This is a genomic window from Acinetobacter pecorum (assembly GCF_014837015.1).
In the GTDB taxonomy this organism is placed as follows: domain Bacteria; phylum Pseudomonadota; class Gammaproteobacteria; order Pseudomonadales; family Moraxellaceae; genus Acinetobacter; species Acinetobacter pecorum.
On the sequence record NZ_JACSPT010000007.1, the window covers coordinates 1 to 17,521 of the forward strand.

A 17,521-nucleotide genomic window follows, 5' to 3' on the forward strand; every position below is an offset into this window, starting at 1 on the left:
GGCACGCAATTATAAATCTATGATTCGTATAGCCTGTATATTTATTTGGTGCAAAGCCAAATGAGGACACACCCTAGTAACTTGCTCTCTATAGACTCACCCTTAATACGCTAGTTTTATAGGTAGATATTATGAGTTTGATATATGAATATTTGCGTAAAAAATAAACCAATAAATTCATGTCTTAAGACTAAGAAATAATCAGAAATCTTTATTTTTGTGCAATAAAATAGTATCTGCCCCCGTCCCAGACTTAAGTCTAATGAATTATTTTTAACCTTTGTGTCTAAATTTTACTCATTAATATTCTTTAATAAATTTATATAAAACAGTATTTTAATTTGTTGTTTTGAAACTTTACTAAGACTTTGATCTACTCATTTTTTAAATAAATACTGAAGATTCTTGCAGACTATTGGATTAATTTTCATAAGCCAACTAATCTTTAGTTATCCCAACGGATCGTCGAAAATCTAAACAAGTCATTGAGGGTGTGATTTGAGCGGTTCGTTGCAGAAAAATCCTAATATTATTACAGGAATATATCATGACTACATACCAAACAGCGATTGATGCAATCCGCGAATTAAAAGCGAAATTCGGTAACACTTGGGCAGACATCAGTCCTGAAGATGCTGCGCGTATGCAACTTCAAAACCGTTTCAAAACTGGTTTGGACATTGCGAAATATACAGCGGCAATTATGCGTCGTGATATGGCTGCTTATGATGCCGACTCTAGCAAATACACTCAATCATTAGGTTGCTGGCACGGTTTTATCGCGCAACAAAAAATGATTGCGAACAAAAAATACTTCGGTACAACTGAACGTCGCTACATCTACCTTTCTGGCTGGATGGTTGCAGCACTTCGTTCAGAGTTCGGTCCACTTCCTGACCAATCTATGCACGAAAAAACATCTGTTCCTGCATTGATCGAAGAAATCTACACATTCTTACGTCAAGCTGACGCGAAAGAACTGAATGATCTTTTCCGTGCGCTTAAAAAAGCTCAAGAAGCGGGCGATACTGCTAAAGCAGCTGAAATCACTTCACAAATCGACAACTTCCAAACTCACGTTGTGCCAATCATTGCTGACATCGACGCTGGTTTCGGTAACGAAGAAGCAACTTACTTGCTTGCCAAGAAAATGATCGAAGCGGGTGCTTGTGCACTACAAATCGAAAACCAGGTTTCTGATGCGAAACAATGTGGTCACCAAGCTGGTAAAGTAACTGTTCCACACGAAGATTTCATCGCGAAAATCCACGCACTTCGCTATGCATTCCTGGAAATGGGTCTGGACGATGGTATCATTGTTGCACGTACTGACTCTGAAGGCGCTGACTTGACTCAAAAAATCCCAGTGGTTAAAGAGCCAGGCGACATTGCTTCTCAATACATCAGCTACTTAGACACAACTGAAATCGACATTTCAGAAGCGCAAGAAGACGAAATCCTGATCAAGCGTGATGGTAAACTTCACCGTCCTAAACGTCTTGCTTCTGGTCTATACCAGTTCCGTGAAGGCACTCAAATCGACCGCGTTGTACTTGACTGTGTAACTAGCCTTCAAAACGGTGCTGACCTGCTTTGGATCGAAACTGCGACTCCAAACGTAGCTGAAATTGCTCACATGGTTAACCGTGTTAAAGAAGTTGTTCCAAATGCGAAACTTGTTTATAACAACTCTCCATCGTTCAACTGGACTTTAAACTTCCGTCAACAAGCTTACGACCGTTGGGTTGCTGAAGGTAAAGACGTATCTGCATACGACCGCGCTAAATTAATGAGCGCTGAGTACGATGCAACTGAATTGGCTGCTGAAGCTGATGAAAAAGTTCGTACCTTCCAGGCAGATGCTTCTCGTGAAGCAGGTGTATTCCACCACTTGATCACTCTTCCGACTTACCACACAGCTGCGCTTTCTACACATGAGCTTGCTCAAGGTTACTTCGGTTCTGAAGGTATGTTGGCTTATGTTGCTGGCGTACAACGTAAAGAAATCCGCGGCGGTATCGCATGTGTTAAACACCAGGCAATGGCTGGTTCTGACATCGGTGATGACCACAAAGAAATCTTCGCTGGTGATAACGCGCTTAAAGCGGGTGATGATTCTAAAAACACAATGAACCAGTTCAGCGCTTAATCCGCTCAATTGATTCACCAAAAAACCCTGCAGACGCAGGGTTTTTTGTTTGAAAAAATGCTATTAATTTAGGGATGCGCAACCTCAGGAACGTGTACAGCCAGGATTATCCATAATTTCTCCATGATTGGTTTTTATCGCAGTTTTATGTGTTTAATTCTTGCAATCTGCTGCTATGTCACTGAATATTCAAATATAGACTGCTTGTATTTTGCACGACCTCTATCCCCAATTAATTAAAAGTGACTCGGACTTATGCTGTCTAAATTTTTTATCCACCGCCCGATCTTTGCTGCAGTACTGGCGATTATGGTCATGGCAATTGGCATGTTCGCGGTAATGAACCTGCCAGTGGAACGTTATCCGGATATTGCACCGCCACGGATAACAGTGGCAGCAACCTATAGCGGTGCTTCTGCGGAAACTGTAGAAGAAAGCGTGACTCAGGTGCTGGAACAGCAGATTAAAGGTATCGATCATTTGCTGTATTTTAGTTCGAGTAGTGATTCTTCGGGGCGTAGCCGGGTCAGCATTAGCTTTGAAAATGGTACCGATCCGGATACTGCACAGGTGCAGGTACAAAATGCGATTAATGGCGTTCTGAACCGCTTGCCAGAAGATGTGCAACGCCAAGGCGTTAATGTCTTTAAGTCGCTTGGTGATACGCATATGGTGATCAGCCTGTACGATGAATCTGGACGCAGCAACAATATTGAACTTTCTGATTATCTGATGACCCATCTGGAACAGGATATTTCCCGAATCGAGGGAATTGGTGAGGTGGATGTCTTCGGATCACAGTATGCGATGCGGATCTGGCTGGACCCAAGGAAATTAAAACAATATAACCTGATGCCAAGTGATGTGCGTGCCGCAATCGAATCCCAGAATACCCAGGTCGCTGCAGGTGCAATCGGTGATTTGCCAACAGTGGAGGAGCAATACCTGAATGCCAAAGTCACTTCGGGTTCGCGACTGAAAACCGTGGAAGAATTCCAGAATATTATTGTCAAATCGGATCGTGCCGGCAGCTTTATTTATTTAAAAGATATTGCTCGGGTGGAACTGGGTGCTGAAAATTATCAGTCTTATAGTACCAATAATGGTTATCCATCAGCAGGTCTGGGTATTTCGCTGGCCTCAGGGGCCAATGCCATTGAAACCTCTAATCTGATTAAAGCTGAAATTGCCCGGATTTCTCAGCAATTGCCTGATGGCTACAAAATTGCCTATCCACGGGACAATACACCTTTTGTACAGGAATCAATTAAAGAGGTTGTAAAAACCCTGTTTGAAGCAGTGATTCTGGTGATCATTGTGATGTTTATTTTCTTGCAGAACTGGCGTGCGACTTTAATCCCAACTGTGACGGTTCCAGTGGTGATATTGGGGACGATGGCAGTCCTCTATACGCTTGGGATGAGTATCAATACGCTCACATTGTTCGCTCTGGTTTTGGCAATTGGCCTGCTGGTCGATGATGCAATTGTGGTAGTAGAAAATGTCGAACGTCTGATGCATGAACAGAATCTGTCTGCCCAGGAGGCAGCATTAGAGTCCATGCAGGAAATTAGCGGGGCACTGATCGGGATTACTTTGGTGCTGACCGCAGTATTTATTCCCATGGCTTTCTTTGGCGGTTCTACCGGGGTGATTTACCGTCAGTTCTCTATTACCCTGGTTGCAGCCATGTCTTTGTCCCTGATGGTGGCGCTTGTTCTGACTCCCGCACTGTGTGCCCTCATTCTCAAGCCAAATCCTGAACCAGCCAAATGGGCTGCATGGTTTAACCGGAAACTGGATCATCTGAAACAGCGCTATCTTAAACTGGCTCAGATGACGATCCGGCATCAGGCAGTGTGTCTGGTGATCTTTGCCGGATTGATCTGTGTATTCGGTCTGTTCTACCGGGCCTTGCCGACCAGTTTCTTGCCGGCTGAAGACCAGGGGATTTTAAGTCTGCAGATTAAATTGCAGGAGGGTGCCCCGCTGAAAAATACCATTCAGATCGGAGAGCAAGTCCGCCAATATTTTCTGGATCAGGAACAAGCCAATGTCAACCTGGTGATGATCCGTTATGGTCGAAATTTCTCTGGAACTGGTCAGAATCTGGCGACCGGTTTTGTGGCATTGAAACATTGGGATGAGCGTTCAGGTCAGGACAATACCGCACAAGCGATTCGTGAACGGGCCCTGAAGCACTTTCAAAACAATCGCAATGCACAAATTAACGTGTCCATGCCACCTTCAGTCAATGGTCTAGGACAAACTGATGGTCTGGATTTCTGGATTCGTGATATTAATGGCAAGGGGCGACAATATCTGGGACAGCAGTTTAAAGCACTGGAAGCTCAGACCGGCAATTACACCAGCTTTGAAAATCTGGGCAAACGTTCTAATCCGGACAAAGCAGAGTTACGCGTCAATATCGACCAAAAACAGGCCATGGCCAATGGTCTGACCCAATCGGCAATTAACAGTACTTTATCCAGTGCCTGGGGCGGCAGTTATATCAATGACTTTATTGATCGTGGCCGGATTAAACGGGTGATTATGCAGGGGGATGCAGAATTCCGTTCCAAGCCGGAAGATCTGGCGCAGTGGCATGTACGCAATGACCAGAATCAGATGGTACCTTTTAGCAACTTCTCGCAAGTGGACTGGAGTGGTGGCCCTGAAGTGGTGAACCGGTTTATGGGCTATACCGCGCTGCAAATGGAAGCCGACCGTGCCAAAGATAGCAGTTCCGGTCAGGCTATGCAGGATGTGGAAGCACTGATTGCCGAACAGGAGGGAGTCGATGTGGTCTGGAGCGGTCTTTCCTTTGAGGAGAAACAGTCGAGTAATCAGGCCATCTGGCTTTATCTGATTTCAATTGGTTTTATTTTTCTTTGTCTGGCGGCATTGTACGAAAGCTGGAGTATTCCTACTGCAGTCATGTCTGCGATTCCATTGGGTATTGGTGGTAATATCATTTTTAGTTATCTGGCTGGTTTCCCAAATGATATCTATTTCCAGATTGCCTTGCTGACCACTATTGGCCTGTCCTGTAAAAATGCCATTCTGATTGTAGAATTTGCTTCGCTGGCACAGCAACAAGGCAAATCTGTAGTGGAAGCGGCTCTTGAAGGTGCATCTTTGCGTTTGCGCCCAATTCTGATGACTTCTTTGGCATTTGGCGCAGGAATTTTACCTTTGGTCTTTGCTACTGGTGCCGGCGCGGTAAGCCGTCAGGAAATCGGGGTAAGTGTACTGGGCGGGGTGATTTTTGGAACTGTGCTGGTTCTAATTTTTATTCCCTTTATGTATGTTCTGATTCGTCGACTGATCATTAAAAAATCGCGTGCTTAATATACAGAAAAGACTGCAAAGCTAAAAAATCCCCGTATTGATGGGGATTTTTTATGGCCAATCATTTATCCGATGACTGGTTAATTTTGCAGCATGGTTTAAAAATTGCTATAGAAATCATCTATTGATAACAGAATGCATCGTGAGAATGCATCTGATGGGGATTTCTAGTTTATGTTGTCGCGTTTTTTTATTTACCGTCCCAAATTTGCAGCAGTTATTGCGATTTTCATGATGAGCCTGGGAATATTTGCCTTGCAAAAAATTCCCGTTGAGCATATGCCGAATATGGATGCGCCAGCATTAGGAGTTTATGCAGGCTATCGAGGAGCATCGGCAGAAACTGTTGAGCAATCGGTCACCCAGATTCTGGAACAGGCAGTCAAAGGGATTGAGGGTCTGGAAACCTTTCATTCCAGCAGTTCGGTAGGACGTGCTCAACTTGATTTGCAATTTGAACAAGGGGTCGATCTGGATCAAGCCCAGTTACAGGTGCAAAACGCCGTCAATGGTGTACTGGGTCGCTTGCCGGAAGAAACCCAGCAAGGCGGGGTCAATGTCTATAAGTCAGGTTATGATCAGTTTGCACTGTTAAGTTTATATGATGAGAGTGGTCAAAGTACTGTGACCGAACTTTCAGATTATTTGATGGTACATGTAGAACCTCGTCTGTCACGTATTGAGGGGATGGGGGAGATTGAGCTGTATGGTGCTGGTTATGCCATGCGGATCTGGCTCAATCCCCACAAGTTAAATCAATTTAACCTGATGCCCAGCGATATCCGTAATGCCATAGAAACCCAGAATGCACCATTGGCTTCAGGTGCGATAGGCGGTTTGCCAACCCTCGAAGGTCAATATCTCAATGCCAAGGTAAGTGGTGGTTCACGTTTAAGCAGTGTTCAGGAATTTGAAAAGATCATTGTGAAAACGACTGATTCCGGTTCATTGCTGTATTTAAAAGATGTTGCACGAGTGGAACTTGGTGCAGAAAGTTATAACCACATTAACTATACCAATGGTCAGTTATCTTCAGCTTTATCCATTACTTTGGCCCCTCGTAGTAATGCCCTTGCTGTCTCGGAGCAGATTCAGGCGGTATTAAAAAATGCGCAAGCCAATTTGCCGCCACACTATCAGTTGCGTATGACCATGGATAAAACGCCATTTATTACCGGTTCCATTGAACAGGTGGCCAAAACACTGGTTGAAGCCATTTTTCTGGTGATTATCGTGATGTTTATCTTTCTGCAGAACTGGCGGGCCACCATTATTCCTGCTGTCACCATTCCGATTGTGGTTCTGGCCACGTTTGCCGTGTTGTATGTTTTGGGGATGACCCTGAACAGTTTTACCTTATTCGCCCTGATTCTGGCAATTGGTCTATTAGTGGATGATGCCATTGTCGTGGTTGAAAATATTGAACGGCTGATGCATGAAGAAAATCTGGATGCCAAAGCTGCAGCTTTAAAGTCAATGCAGGAAATGAGCGGGGCACTGGTCGGCATTACATTGGTATTAACCGCAGTATTCATTCCCATGGCATTCTTTGGCAGTATCACCGGTGTGATTTATCGGCAATTTTCTATCACTTTGGTGGTGGCCATGTTGCTGTCATTATTCGTTGCCTTGATTATTACCCCGACATTTGCAGCACAACTGCTTAAACGCAAAACTCATCAAGCACGATGGGCGCGAAGTTTTAATCGTGGTATGGATCGGCTCAATGCAGGCTACCAGAAAGTGTCTGTAGGAAGCATGCGATTTAAATTCGGCATGTTGGCATTGTTCGGTATCTGTATCCTGGGGTTTGGATGGGTTTATAAAAATTTACCTGAAGGTTTAATACCTACTGAAGACATGGGCTTTGTGATGGGACAGATCGTAATGCCCGGTAATGCGCCACGCTCCGAGATTGAGAAAGTGGGACGTGAAGTGCAAGACTATTTAATGGAACATGAATCGGAACACATCAAGAGTATCGGCGTCTGGTATAGCGGAAATAACGTCGGTGTGGGGCCTTATCGTGGTCAGCTCTTTGTGGTATTGAAGGACTGGGCAGCACGTAAAAATCCCGAAGATTCGGTTTTTGCCATGGTAGATCGCGCCCAGAAACACTTTGCCAATCATGCCAATGCCCAGATTTTCTTTATGGCACCGTCCATGTCGAGTAATGGGCGAGTTGTAGATTTCTGGTTACAAGATTTGGATTATAAAGGGGCCGGGTTTTTACAGGAGGCATTTGGCCAGATTGAGTCACGCGCCCAAGGACAAGCATCCATTGAATTTTTACAGTTGGACCAGCCCAAAGAGAGTGCTGAGCTAAATATGCAACTCGATGTTGAGCGCGTATTGAAGCATGCTATTCCTCAGCAAAATGTCAACACTACTTTGGCTGCAGCGTGGGGCGGTACCTATATCAATGACTTTATTGATCGTGGGCAGATTAAGCGTGTCATTATGCAGGGTGAAGCTGAATACCGTTCCAAACCTGAAGACCTAGCCTATTGGCATGTCAGAAATAACCAAGGTGAAATGTTGTCTTTTAACCAGTTTAGCAGCCTTAACTGGCAGGGTGGTCCAAACAGTATTACCCGCTATATGGGTTATAATGCCGTTCCGGTCTATGCCGGTATTCCAAAAGACAAATTCTCCAGTCAGACCATGCGGGATGTTGAAACATTGGTCGATGAACAGGAAGGTGTGAACCTGGCCTGGAGCGGAGCCGCACTGGAAGAAAAGCGCAGCAGTGGTCAGGCCATTTTCCTTTACATTATTTCTATCGCATTTATTTTCCTGTGCTTAACGGCTTTATATGAAAGTTGGACTATTCCTGCGGCAGTCATCAGTGCCATTCCATTAGGGGTAGGTGGCAGTATCTTATTTTGCTGGGCTTTTGGTTTCGCCAATGACATCTTTTTTCACATTGCTTTACTGACGACCATTGGCCTGTCTTGTAAAAATGCCATTTTGATTGTGGAGTTTGCCGCACAGGCAGAGCAGACAGGCAAAACCACCATGGCTGCAGCTTTGGAGGGCGCAAGTTTGCGCTTACGTCCTATTTTGATGACTTCTATAGCCTTTGCTGCCGGTGTACTTCCTCTGATTTTTGCGACAGGGGTGAGTGCAATTAGCCGTCAGGAAATTGGTGCCAGTGTTTTTGGAGGGGTTATCTTTGCGACCATTCTGGTACTGTTCTTTATTCCATTTATGTTTGTCTTGATTCAAAATCTGTTTCGTGTCAAAGCAACAAATAAAGTTATACAAATCAATCAAGAAAATCAGGAATACTCACTCTAGGGCGGGTAGCTTTCATACCTGCAGCAAATAATGGTATGGGAATGCAGCATCAAGAAAAAATACAGCAGTTACATGAGACTCTGCTTACCGGGAACAATAATATTCACCAACTTCTACAGCAGTTAAACATTGCCGATCAGGCCAGAATTTTGTCGGAACTTGGACCTGCGGAACGCTATCTGCAATTTCAGCAACTAGAGCGGCAGGCCGAGGTGCTGGTGTTCTTGCCACTGGCCATGCAAATCCAGTTGGCTTACCAGTTTCCTCCAGATCAGCTGGCCAGTCTGATGGATGCCATGCATTCAGATGATTTTATTGATTTATATAAGCAGATGCCTTATGAAATACAGCAGCAATTACTGGGCAAGCTGTCTACCCAGTCGCTGCAGGTGCTGCGAGAGCTGCATGCCTATCCGGAGGAAACGGCTGGAGCCTTAATGAGTTCGGACTTTATCACACTGGCGCCGGAACTTAATATGCGTCAGGCGATCGAAGTACTACGTGATATTGCCGGAAATCATGACACCTTATATCTGATCTATATTGTAGATGCGCAGCAGCATCTACTGGGTGTAATTTCCTTGCGGCAGATTATCCAGGCAGCGCCGGATGCCACGATTGCCGAAGTCATGACTACGGATGTGGTGTATGCCACAGTCGATGAAGACCAGGAACAGGTCGCCCGTACCTTGGCCTATTATGATTTTATTGCCTTACCGGTAGTCGATGCTGCACAGAAGCTGGTCGGCATTATTACCTATGATGATGCCATGGATATTGCGGAGGCTGAAAGCACCGAGGATATTTTAAAATCTGGTGCCGTCACACCTTTGAATGAACTCAGTCTGAAAACTGCACCGATCTTTAGCCTGTATCAGAAACGGGTATTCTGGCTGGTGATACTGGTTTTCGGGAGTCTATTGTCTGGAATTGGGATTGCGCATTTTGAAGAGATTATCGCCTCCCATATTGTGCTGGTATTTTTCCTGCCTCTACTGGTCGGCAGTGGGGGAAATGCAGGTTCCCAGTCCGCTACCTTGATGGTGCGCGCCCTAGCCACAGGCGATGTGCAGTTTAAGGACTGGTTTAGTCTGCTTGGACGTGAATCTCTGGTTGCCTTATGTCTGGGAGGCACCATGGCGATTGCTGTATCCATCTTGGGGTATATAAGAGGTGACTGGATGGTCGCTGTGGTGCTGGCCTTAAGTATGCTTGGTATTGTACTGATGGGCTGTCTGATCGGCATGAGCTTGCCATTTATACTCAATAAATTAAAGCTGGATCCGGCCAGTGCCTCAGCACCACTGGTTACTTCAATCTGTGATGCCACTGGTGTGATCATCTATTTATTTATTGCATCTAAATTACTATTTTAATCTACAACTGGATACACCTTAAATTAAAAAATACTTTATGCTCAATTACATTGGATTCATTTCTGGAAAAATACATGTCTGATCCTCAACAAAAAACAAAACTAAGCCAGCAAGAAGTGATACGTCTGGAACGTGATCTGGCCAAGTTTGCCAATATGATGGATTCAGTGGTGCGTATTCCGTTTACCAAGCAAGGCGTGGGGGCAGATGCGGCTTTAAGTACGATTCCGGTTGCTGGAGATATTGCCGGTTTTGTGTTGACCTGTTATGCCATTCATAAGGCCAAACAGATCGGGGTACCGAGTGCCAAACTCAATCCGGTCATGAAGCTGGCAGTAATGGATGCAGTGGTTGGATTTATTCCTGTGGCTGGTACCGTCTTTGATATTTTTATCCGGCCGAGTCGCAAGGCGCTGGATGTCGTGCATCTGCATATTCGTGAGGAATATCAGATTAGCAGCGACCGGCATGTGGTACATCCATTTTTGCATGAAAGTCTGGAACGTAAACAGCAGCAATCTGCTTTCTGGCGGAATCGTGTCGTGGCCTGGATCTGGATTCATATCCCGGATATTTTGGGCACTTTATTCCTGATCCTGTTGGTCTTCGCGATCGGATGGGGAATTATGGCGCTGTATCAATGGATCAGCTGATTAAATCGAGTTAAAGAATACGCGAATGAATCCAATAAAAAAGCCTGCAATTACTGCAGGCTTTTTTGAATTAATATGGGTATTACTTGTGCATGTTTTAGATTAAGCACAATCAAGCTGTTGTAATGCAGCGACACGCTGTTCGATGCTTGGATGTGTCTGGAACAATGCAGCAAGGCTAAAACCTTCCTCTTTACCCGCAGAAATCGCAAATGCTTTCATTTCTTTCGGCATGGCATCTGGCATTTCAGATTCTGCCTGTAAGCGTAGTAATGCTGAAATCATGGCCTGTTTGCCAGCCAGACGTGCACCGGCTTCATCGGCACGGTACTCACGGTGGCGCGAGAACCACATCACAATAGACGATGCAAGAATACCGAACACGATATCCAGCACAATAGTAATCACGAAATAGGCAATACCCGGGGCTTCACCTTCTTCACGACCAAAGACATTGCGATCAATAAAATCACCTGCGACACGTGCGAAGAACATTACAAAGGCGTTCACCACACCCTGGATCAGGGCAAGAGTCACCATATCGCCATTGGCAACGTGACCGATTTCATGCGCCAATACAGCACGAAGTTCGTCTTTGTTCATACGCTCAAGCAAGCCGGTTGATACCGCAACTAGGGCATCGTTTTTATTCCAGCCAGTGGCAAAGGCATTGGACTGGTAAGAAGGGAAAATACCCACTTCCGGCATTTTAATGCCTGCACGCTGAGAAAGCTGTGCAACTTCATGGAGTAACCAGGCTTCAGCTTGGTTACGAGGAGCATTCGGGTCAATCAGTTCAGTACCCGTGGTTTTTTTCGCCATCCATTTAGACATGAACAGGGAAATGATTGAGCCGACCATACCGAACACAAAACAGATGACCAACAGGTTGCCTAGATTCAAGCCACCTGCGCCATGGTAACTACCGACACCGAAGAGTGACAAGATAATGCCAGCTACAACCAGTACCGCGAGGTTGGTTAGCAAGAACAAACCAATCCGCATCATTGAGAAATCCTCTTATTACAGAAAAATAATCTGATTATTAAATGTAAATCATTGAAATCAATATGAGGCGAAATCGAGAAGAATTCAAGGAAAAAATAGCATTTGGCTACAAAAAATACAGGGTATTTTTTGTTCGAATTAAAACATAGGTGTTTAAAAACAAAGCTGTTTAGAGATTATTCACTCAAATAGATCTTTGCTGATGCCGTTGCATTTGCAGTGGCATAAGAGCCTGCGGGTGCATCAGTGAAACTACCATCGGCCTGTGCGATGATCTGACGCTGATACTTGGCAGCCTGAATATTGGCAGCGGTGGTGGAGCCCGTGGAGTAATTGTCGGAGCTGGCAATAATACGCCCCTGACTCGACGCAGGGCTAGGTGAAATACTATTGGTGCTCAGGCCTTCGGTATACAGATTCTGATAGCGACTGGTCACACGGCGCACATAGTCCTGGGTTTCACGAAAGGGCGGAATACCACCGTATTTGCTGACATTGCCTTCACCGGCATTATAACCAGCCAGTGCCAGACTGGTATTGCCATTAAAACGTTTCAATAACCAGGCCAGATATTTGGCGCCCGCCATAATATTCTGCTGGGGATCATAGGCATTGCTGACATTAAAACGACGGGCAGTGGCCGGCATGAGTTGCATCAAGCCCTGTGCACCGACTGGTGAACGCGCATGTACATTGAAACCAGATTCAGTATGCATCACGGCTTTAATCAAGCCTTCAGAAACGCCATAAGTTTGGGATGCCTGACGGATAATCGAGTCATAGGCATTTTTATTTCTACTATAGCTCGGCAACACGGAAGCTTCACTAGAGCCCCAGTTGCTATAACTGTGAATATTGCTGTCTGGATAATAAGTCTTCTTTTCTACCTGTAAGTGATTATAGCGACTTTTCTTGTTGGTCAATAAAGTACTGCCATTACTGTCACGTAACTGGTAAATCGTTTGACCGGCATAAACAAAATGACAACAACCTGCCAATAACAAGCTGCTGATCCCATAACGCCCCAAAACATGTACATTTATTTTCATTGTTTATATTAAGTAAACACAATAGAGAAAAATTTAATCAAGAGTTTAACAAAAAATTACGGAATGAAAAGACTTGTGCGCTGCATTTATAAACGAGTTTGTAAATGCAAGTCATTTTTTACATTTTAGCAGTAGAAAAAAAAATATGATTTAATTTAAAACCTTAGGCTTGACAGGTTTAAGTTGTTGATTTTTATATATAATTAAATTGATCAAAAAATGATCAATTTAAAGAAAAGCCTTATCTTTTGAGCCGGACAAGTTGTCAAGCCTGTTTCAATCCACAAAGTTATCCACAGCTTTTGTGGACAACTGTGGAAAAGTCCAAAAGATAAGCATTTTGCCTAAAAATTGAACGCAATCGTTCAATATATCAATCTAAATAAAACATGAAAATGAAATTAATAAGACATTTTCATGAAAATAAATTCTTTTGATGCGATACGGGGCCGAATCGGATAAAATTGCGCGGTATTTTTATTTATGGGTTAATCTCGTCTATGTACTCGCCAGTTGAGTCCGAACAAGGATTTAATTTCAAGCCTGAATTGCCAACAAGCTCAGCCTACTACCGTTTGTTGAAGAAGCTTCGCCGCCAAGTCGGACATGCCATTCGTGACTTCAAGATGATTGAAGAAGGCGATAAGGTCATGGTGTGTATTTCTGGTGGTAAAGACAGTTATACCCTGCTAGATATCCTGCTGCAGTTCAAGCGTATCGCACCGATCAACTTCGATGTCGTGGCTGTCAATCTGGACCAGAAACAGCCAGGTTTTCCGGAAGATGTATTGCCGCGTTATTTAGAAGAAAATAACATTCCTTATTACATTCTGGAAAAAGACACATACAGCATCACCAAGAAGCTGACACCTGAAGGCAAAACCTATTGCGCCGTCTGTTCACGTTTGCGTCGTGGTTCTTTATACGGTTTTGCACAGGAAATTGGTGCGACCAAAGTTGCTTTAGGCCATCATCGTGATGATATCTTGGCGACTTTCTTCCTGAACCTGTTCCATGGTGGCAGCTTGAAGGCGATGCCACCGAAACTGCTGTCTTCGGACAAAAAGAATATTCTGATTCGTCCACTGGCGTATGTGGAAGAAAAAGACATCATCAAATATGCAGAAATGCGCCAATTTCCAATTATTCCATGTAATTTATGTGGCTCTCAGGATAATCTGCAGCGCGCAATTATCAATGACATGTTACGTGATTGGGATAAAGCACATCCAAAACGTCTACATAGTATTTTTGGCGCCTTGCAAAATGTCTCGCCATCGCAGCTGGTCGATCGTGAATTATTTGATTTTGAAGTGCTGGACAGCCAGCGTGAATTCGACTTCAAAAGCAGTGATTCGACTGAAGAAGCCGTAGAAGGAGAGAATCGCCGGATCAATATGGTCAATCTGGGCTTTGCTGCAGAATAGTTTGAGAATTTGCAGACATCGGCCTGCGGGTTGGTGTCTGTGCTGTAAATATAAATAAAACAGAACTACAAAAATTGAACGGCGCGTACAAAATTCGTTAGCCTTTGCGCTAATGATCATGATATAACAAAGCACAAGCAAAATAGCTTCAACATGATGTCGTCTGGATAGCCGACACAAATGAACAAATAATTTGAGGAAAGATCATGCCTGCTTTTTTAACTGATGATTGGTTTTCAACTGTAGAAACTCTAACAGCGCAAGCTGGCGATTTGAATCTGCCACCGGCTTTGGCGAACCTTGCGATTAATTTGGTTGTAGCAGACACTACAGGTAATACTGAACTCTCTTTAGATGGTGGGGCAATCAAAAAAGGTTTGTCTTCAAACGCCAAAACCACGTTGAATATGGATGGCGAAACCTTACGTAAAGTTTTCCTGGAATTTGACATGGCTGCTGCAATGCAGGCGTTCATGACTGGCAAAATCAAAGTACAGGGCGATATGTCACAATTGATGGCACTTCAAACTGCCAAGCCAAGTCAGGAACAGAAAGACTTGTTCAAGAAAGTGCTTGAAAATACTACGGCTTAATTCTTGCTTGGATTGGCTCGAATAAAGACGAAAAAAGCTTACCCTAAGGTAAGCTTTTTTTATGGCATGGTGTTCAATGCGCAGGGTTAACCTAGATATTCACCAATTGCGGTGTGGTCTTGATATGTTCCAGATAAGCACGAATACGGGTTACATATTGTACTGCTTGACGGTAACGACCATTATTGGCTTTATTCTGATCCAGATAGGCATATAGGTTGACCCAGTTATCCGGGTTCTTGCCTTGCGACTGGATACGTTTTTGCAACTGATTCACTGCACCTGGGCCCATATTATAAGCTACTAGTGCAAACCAGTTCCGATCTGGAAATGGAATATGATCATAGCGACTAAGCATTTGATCATAATACTTGGCACCACCCTGAATACTTTGAGCCGGATCAGTACGGTTACTCACGCCCATTGCTTTGGCTGTACTGTTGGTCAGCATCATCAAGCCGCGAACACCTGTTGGAGAAACCGAATTTGGTTTCAGATAAGATTCCTGATAACCAATGGCTGCCAGTAAATGCCAATCCAGATCATATTGCTGTGCGGTTTGTTTAAAGCTGGCTTTATACATCGGCAGTCGGTTGCTCAAGTCACGTTGAATGGTTGTCCAGGATTCCTCTTTCACCACATTCTGATTATAAAATGAAGCAAGCTGCTTGATGGCACCGCTTTGTTTGCCTTTACAGATAAACGCACTGGCAGTCTGGCTTAAAGGATCGGTGGCAGATTTAAATACCAGATTTAAATTGGTATTCAGGCCATTATTTACCAGAATTGACTGATCTCCACACGTGGCTGAAAATGAGGTCAATTTCTTATTTTCAATTGCACTTAAATCGGTCGTGGTCATGGCCAGGTTGGCTTTGCCCTGCGCAACCCACTGTAGGGCGGTCTGATTGTCAGGAACAATCTTAAAATCGAGCTTTACATTCAGGCTGTTGGCATAGTTGCGAACCAGATCATAACCAAAGCCATGCAGATGTTGCCCATCCTGAAATACAGTAGTCGGATTCGCAATCGCAACTACGGTTAACTTATTGCTGTTTACCACATGATCAAACTGGAGTGTGGTCTTACTTGCATTGATACTGTGTAGTGGAATAAATGCAGTGCTCAGTACAAGTACTTTCAAAGGGAGAGAGGAAATTACAGATCTTAGGCAAAGCCTCGACCCAGTGGATGAACTACTGTGCATGTTGTCTCCGCTACAAAGTAATTTATGCCCTAAAAATCACAGCTAAAACAGCCAGAGATTTTAACAGTTTGATAAATTCAATAAGGGTTGGGCAGTCATGACGTCATTCAAAATGACAAGAGATTTAAAGATAATTATGTAGAAAAACTACATAGTTTAAAAAGTAAGCATTTCCGGAAATTGTTGGCATATTAATGATCTGAAAAACGATTGTCAAATTTTGTACACAAATTATTTTTAAAAATAATTTTAAATTATTGAAATATAATAGTAATATTTTTTGAAATTTGGCATTGTTTTAAAATGGTAAATAAAATAAGCTGTTTGTGAGTTAAAACAGTGAAAATATGATCAGCAAGATGTATGAAATCTAACTTAATTACTCGTGGCGGACACGATAAATTGGTGGCAGAACTTAAGAATCTCTGGCATGAAGAACGTCCGGAAATTACCAAAAAAGTGAATTGGGCAGCCAGTCTCGGTGACCGTTCTGAAAATGCGGATTACCAGTACAACAAGCAACTTTTACGCAAAATTGACCGCCGGGTTCGCTATTTGGGAAAACGTCTGGAAGAGCTGAGAATTGTCGATTTTTCTCCAGAGCAGGCAGGCAAGGTCTATTTTGGCGCCTGGGTGGGCATTGAAAATGAAGAAGGTGAACAAAAGACTTTGCGCATTGTAGGAGTAGATGAAATTTATGATCATCATCCGCAGCATATTTCGATTGATTCGCCGATGGCACGCGCCTTACTGGGCAAGCAGATTGATGATGAGGCCGAGGTGCTGACACCCTCTGGAAAGAAGCTCTGGTTCATTAATTCAATTCGCTATGAAAAGCCAGAAAATTCAGAAGATTAATTGAATTGATTTTATTTTGTGCAGTTGATTCGGTAAAAGCATAAAAATATTTGCCAAGCATGATTTTTGTTTATATTATGTCGGCCATGGAAGCGTGGCAGAGCGGTTTAATGCACCGGTCTTGAAAACCGACGAGGGTGTGAGTCCTCCGTGAGTTCGAATCTCACCGCTTCCGCCAAATTTTAAAAACCCAGTCAATTTGACTGGGTTTTTTTATGTCTCAATATTTTTCGATTGTTGATCGGACTGGATGCCGAATGTGGTTATTTCTCTCATCATTCTCTACTGAGTTAAATTCAACTCAAGATCATTTCAAGATTCAAATCTTTGAATGGAAATACTCAGGTTGGCTTTGATTTCGGATGATTTTTAGCTGAATAAACTGCTTTTTATAGAAGTTTCGCTAAATTTTATTGCCAAAAATCTGATTTATTTATATGATGGCGGCCATGGAAGCGTGGCAGAGCGGTTTAATGCACCGGTCTTGAAAACCGACGAGGGTGTGAGTCCTCCGTGAGTTCGAATCTCACCGCTTCCGCCAAATTTTAAA

The 17,521-nt window shown here is 43.7% G+C and carries 11 protein-coding genes and 2 tRNA genes; 10 read left to right on the forward strand and 3 right to left on the reverse strand.

Going from position 1 to position 17,521, the window contains the following annotated elements:
• The first annotated feature begins 547 nt into the window (after window positions 1-547).
• From H9629_RS06725 to H9629_RS06745, 5 genes are all read left to right on the forward strand, one after another.
• Window positions 548-2,149, forward strand: coding sequence for an isocitrate lyase (locus tag H9629_RS06725; RefSeq protein ID WP_064102852.1), 1,602 nt, complete (start codon window positions 548-550; stop codon window positions 2,147-2,149).
• A 255-nt stretch (window positions 2,150-2,404) separates the two neighbouring features.
• Complete coding sequence (locus tag H9629_RS06730; RefSeq protein ID WP_191730770.1) at window positions 2,405-5,500, forward strand: multidrug efflux RND transporter permease subunit; 3,096 nt, start codon at window positions 2,405-2,407, stop codon at window positions 5,498-5,500.
• 174 nt (window positions 5,501-5,674) lie between these two features.
• Window positions 5,675-8,800, forward strand: a complete 3,126-nt coding sequence (locus H9629_RS06735; RefSeq protein ID WP_191730771.1) for an efflux RND transporter permease subunit — start codon at window positions 5,675-5,677, stop codon at window positions 8,798-8,800.
• 41 nt (window positions 8,801-8,841) lie between these two features.
• Window positions 8,842-10,176 (forward strand): magnesium transporter, encoded by a 1,335-nt coding sequence (mgtE, locus tag H9629_RS06740; protein ID WP_191730772.1) that lies wholly within the window; start codon window positions 8,842-8,844, stop codon window positions 10,174-10,176.
• Between the two features lie 74 nt (window positions 10,177-10,250).
• Window positions 10,251-10,829 carry a DUF4112 domain-containing protein gene (locus tag H9629_RS06745; protein ID WP_191730773.1) on the forward strand — a complete coding sequence of 193 codons (579 nt, stop codon included), beginning with the start codon at window positions 10,251-10,253 and terminating at the stop codon, window positions 10,827-10,829.
• Between the two features lie 102 nt (window positions 10,830-10,931).
• Here H9629_RS06745 and htpX read toward each other — a convergent pair whose 3' ends face one another.
• Both htpX and H9629_RS06755 read right to left on the reverse strand, forming a co-directional pair.
• Window positions 10,932-11,837: a protease HtpX gene (gene htpX / locus H9629_RS06750; protein ID WP_191730774.1), complete on the reverse strand. Its 906-nt coding sequence runs from the start codon at window positions 11,835-11,837 to the stop codon at window positions 10,932-10,934.
• Window positions 11,838-12,013: 176 nt separating this feature from the next.
• Entirely contained in the window at window positions 12,014-12,886 is an 873-nt protein-coding gene (locus H9629_RS06755) for a lytic transglycosylase domain-containing protein (RefSeq protein ID WP_064096312.1), read from the reverse strand.
• 500 nt (window positions 12,887-13,386) lie between these two features.
• On the opposite strand from H9629_RS06755, the gene ttcA reads away from it, so the two are divergent.
• Entirely contained in the window at window positions 13,387-14,313 is a 927-nt protein-coding gene (gene ttcA / locus H9629_RS06760) for a tRNA 2-thiocytidine(32) synthetase TtcA (protein ID WP_191730775.1), read from the forward strand.
• A 206-nt stretch (window positions 14,314-14,519) separates the two neighbouring features.
• Window positions 14,520-14,906: an SCP2 sterol-binding domain-containing protein gene (locus tag H9629_RS06765; RefSeq protein ID WP_004280536.1), complete on the forward strand. Its 387-nt coding sequence runs from the start codon at window positions 14,520-14,522 to the stop codon at window positions 14,904-14,906.
• A gap of 91 nt (window positions 14,907-14,997) precedes the next feature.
• On the opposite strand, the gene H9629_RS06770 is transcribed toward H9629_RS06765, so the two are convergent.
• Complete coding sequence (locus tag H9629_RS06770) at window positions 14,998-16,113, reverse strand: MltF family protein (protein WP_191730776.1); 1,116 nt, start codon at window positions 16,111-16,113, stop codon at window positions 14,998-15,000.
• Between the two features lie 363 nt (window positions 16,114-16,476).
• Here H9629_RS06770 and greB point away from each other — a divergent pair, with 363 nt between their 5' ends.
• The 3 genes from greB to H9629_RS06785 all read left to right on the forward strand — a co-directional run bounded on the left by greB (window position 16,477) and on the right by H9629_RS06785 (window position 17,512).
• Window positions 16,477-16,971, forward strand: a complete 495-nt coding sequence (gene greB, locus H9629_RS06775; RefSeq protein WP_064096309.1) for a transcription elongation factor GreB — start codon at window positions 16,477-16,479, stop codon at window positions 16,969-16,971.
• Window positions 16,972-17,059: 88 nt separating this feature from the next.
• A tRNA-Ser gene (locus H9629_RS06780) sits at window positions 17,060-17,149 on the forward strand.
• A 273-nt stretch (window positions 17,150-17,422) separates the two neighbouring features.
• Window positions 17,423-17,512: transfer RNA gene (locus H9629_RS06785), tRNA-Ser, on the forward strand.
• Window positions 17,513-17,521: the final 9 nt, after the last annotated feature.